Raw genomic sequence first — 3139 nt, 5'->3', positions numbered from 1 at the left:
GAATACGCTGACGAACTGGCTAACCTGGGCGTTCGCGTTTCCAACCTGGAAAAGAAAGTGGGCAACCTCTACTGGTCCGGCGATGCTCGTATGCGTTATACCGACTTCTCTGCTAAGAAAGCTGATCGTTGGGATGGCCGTATGAGAATCAACGTTAAAGGCCAGGTTAACGACTCCACCTACGTACAGGGTCAGTTCGTAAACAACTTCAACTTCAAAGATTCTGAAACCAGCGACACCTCCATGGCTCAGATCTATGCTAACCATAACTTCGGCAAAGACTTCTCCGTACGTCTTGGCCGTCAGCCCATTTCCTTCGGTGACCAGGGCGGCTGGCTCTACAATGCTCTCGAAGGATACGATGGCATTCAGGCAGCTTACAACCATGACAAACTGTCCCTGACCACCGGCTTTGGCCAGTTCAATAGCGGCGACTACAAAGGCGCTGCAGCAGTAGCAGCAATTAAAGATGATAATGGCAATACTGTTAAGTCTGGTAAAGATGCTATTGACGGACAGGACTTCTACTTCGCTCGTGGCAGCTATGACTTCGACTTCGCTAAACTGGGCGTAGACTACATCAACTTCCAGGGCACAAAAGACGGCAAGGATGTACCGGAAGTTATCGGCGCTAACCTGACCATTCCGGTAGGCGACTTCCAGGTATTTGGTGACTACTACAAGAACACCACTGCTGCAACCAAGTATGACACCGCTTGGAATGCAGGCCTTGGCTATGGCAAGCTGAACCTGAATAAACCGGGTTCCTTCAACCTGAGCCTTGCTTACAACAATGTGGAAGATGAAATGTACTTCGGCGGCACCGGCTGGCACACCGACATTCTCGATCAGGTTGCTAATGCTGGCAAGCTGAAATTCTGGAGCGCAAATGGCAACGTAACCCTCCAGAAGAACGTATTCCTCCGTGCTGAATACGAATTCGCAGCTGATGCTGACCAGGGTGCAGATCCGGACGACGCTTGGAGCGTTTCCCTGAACTACAAATTCTAATTTCTGAAAAGAAAAGAGAATCTAGTTTCATAAATAAAAAAGAAGCTCTCGAAAGAGGGCTTCTTTTTTTATGCCTTTATTCTGGTTCCATGAAAGTCAGGGGCTGCCCCTGGTCATCTCGAGCGGGTCACGGGCCGGTATGCGGGGCTCTATGGGGGCTCTGAGTCGGAGATTTCCTGCCTCCATGCTTCATGTACCATTAGAGAAAGGAGATTTCTCCACTCCGCTTCGCTTCGGTCGAAATGACGGGGATGGGGGCAGCGTTTTTGTCATTTGTCCCCTTCTGAAATGACTGTATGTTGTTCGCCAACACCGTCATCTCGAGCGGGGCTGCGTGTCGGTATGGGGCAGATGGAAAACGCTTTGATGATACTCTGAGTCGAGAGATCTCCCGCCGTAATGCTTCCTGTACCATGGTGGCGTGAGAATTCTCCACTCCGCTCCGCTACGGTCGAAATGACGGAGGGCGCGGGCCGGCTTTTCTGTCATTAGGGGCGTGAGATTTCTCCACTCCGCTTCGGTCGAAATGACGATAGGGGGGGCCGCCGCCATCGTCAGCTTGAGCGGGGGATTTATGAGAAGATTGTCTCGCGGTGTTTTATTCTGCCCCCTGCATAGGGGTGGCAAGGGAACACGATTCGTAAGGGAGCAAAGCGACCTGAGAATCGTGTGACACGCTTTCCCGTGGATGCACAGCGAACATGATTTGAAGGAGCGCCAGCGACGCACAAATCATAGTGAGTCATTTCACCTTTAGGTGGAAGTCCGGCGCAGCCCGTATAGGGGGTGGCGAACGTAGTGAGCCAATCACCAGAGTGCTTATTATGCCATATGACACAGAAAGCCAATCCCGTAACGCTGACTTTATACTCATCGCCCGATAGGGCGATACCACAACCCTCGGGCCAAAGGCCCGTCAAACTTAAGAACCCTCCGGCCCATAGGGCCGGTCAATCCTAAGAACCTTCCCTTCTGAACCCCGTCAACCCTCACACCTTAGTGTAAAATTTTACTCGGTAGGGAAATTTTCCCAGAAACAATAAAAAAGGAAAGCCTCCCTTTGAGTGGAAATGTTATAATTTCCGTGCACAAATAAAACAAAGAAAGGGCTTTCCTCATGGATATTATAACAAAAACTGGAGAAATTTGGAGTGAAAATGCAATTGGTGCAGTCATTTCTCTCATTAAGGAATCTGATGACTCTATCGAGGCTGAAAGGAAGTTAACTCATTGGCTCACTGAAATGAACTGTCAGCTTATGGCTATGGCCCTGGTGCGTATTGACACTGAGCTGTATCAGATTTACAAGGCACAGGGGTGGCGTGTGGCGCGCCGGGACTCCCGGACGATTTACTGCCGCTATGGAGAGCTGACCTATGCTCGAAGACTTCTGCAGAAAGATGGGAAGAGCTTCTATCCCCTGGACTGCAAAATGGGCTTTGAGTCCAGAAAGCACTACAGCCTGGGAATGATTGAGCGGATTGTCGAGGCTGTCGCAATTACCACATCTCGCAGTGCCAGCGAACTCCTGCAAAGCCTGGCGGGAATTACCATCTCCCATCAGTCTGTTATCTCACTCAAGAACTATGCCGGCGAGAAGGCAAAGGCTTACGAAAAAGCATTCGTAGAAGAGAAGAAGGATAAAAAGGCAGTACAGCCGGAAATTATAGCGATTGAAGGAGATGGAATTGTACTCAAGAACAAGGAGAAAGGCGGCGTTTCGGAAGTGCACCGCCTCCAGGTATATGAGGGAGTCAGGAAAAATGGCAACAGGACAGAACTGGTAGGACTTCGCTGCTTTGCATCTACCAGCAGAAAAGAACTTTTTGCAATGGTAAGAAGTTATCTGCTTGGGCACTATGACCTGTCTAAGACCACAGTGCTGTCGAATGGGGATGGAGGGTCCGGATACCAGTTTCAGGACTTTGAGCGAATGGTAGAAGGCTGCCTGGATCACCAGCACTTTCGCGACTGCTATCATGTGCATGAAAAGATCCGGACCCGGCTCAGCTTCTGCAACAAGGAACTGGTAGACCACATTATCCGAGAACTTCACCAGAGCGACGATATTATGAAACAGATTCCCGTATGGATGGATACTGCCCGGAGCTGCGCCCGAACAGAGGCG

Annotated in this window: 2 protein-coding genes; both read left to right on the top strand. The window is 50.3% G+C overall.

The genetic code is table 11. The features are described from left to right. Positions 1-1011, top strand: a 1011-nt coding sequence (locus tag HMPREF9453_RS12210; RefSeq protein WP_008860622.1) for a hypothetical protein, incomplete at its 5' end; no start/stop codon positions are given. 1117 nt (positions 1012-2128) lie between these two features. Continuing rightward, positions 2129-3139: ISLre2 family transposase (locus HMPREF9453_RS10875; RefSeq protein ID WP_008860620.1), on the top strand; the 1011-nt coding region annotated here is incomplete at its 3' end.

Source organism: Dialister succinatiphilus YIT 11850 (assembly GCF_000242435.1).
Lineage (GTDB): Bacteria > Bacillota > Negativicutes > Veillonellales > Dialisteraceae > Dialister > Dialister succinatiphilus.
Note: the sequence above shows the minus strand (reverse complement) of the source record. Positions and strands in the feature narration are given on the sequence as shown.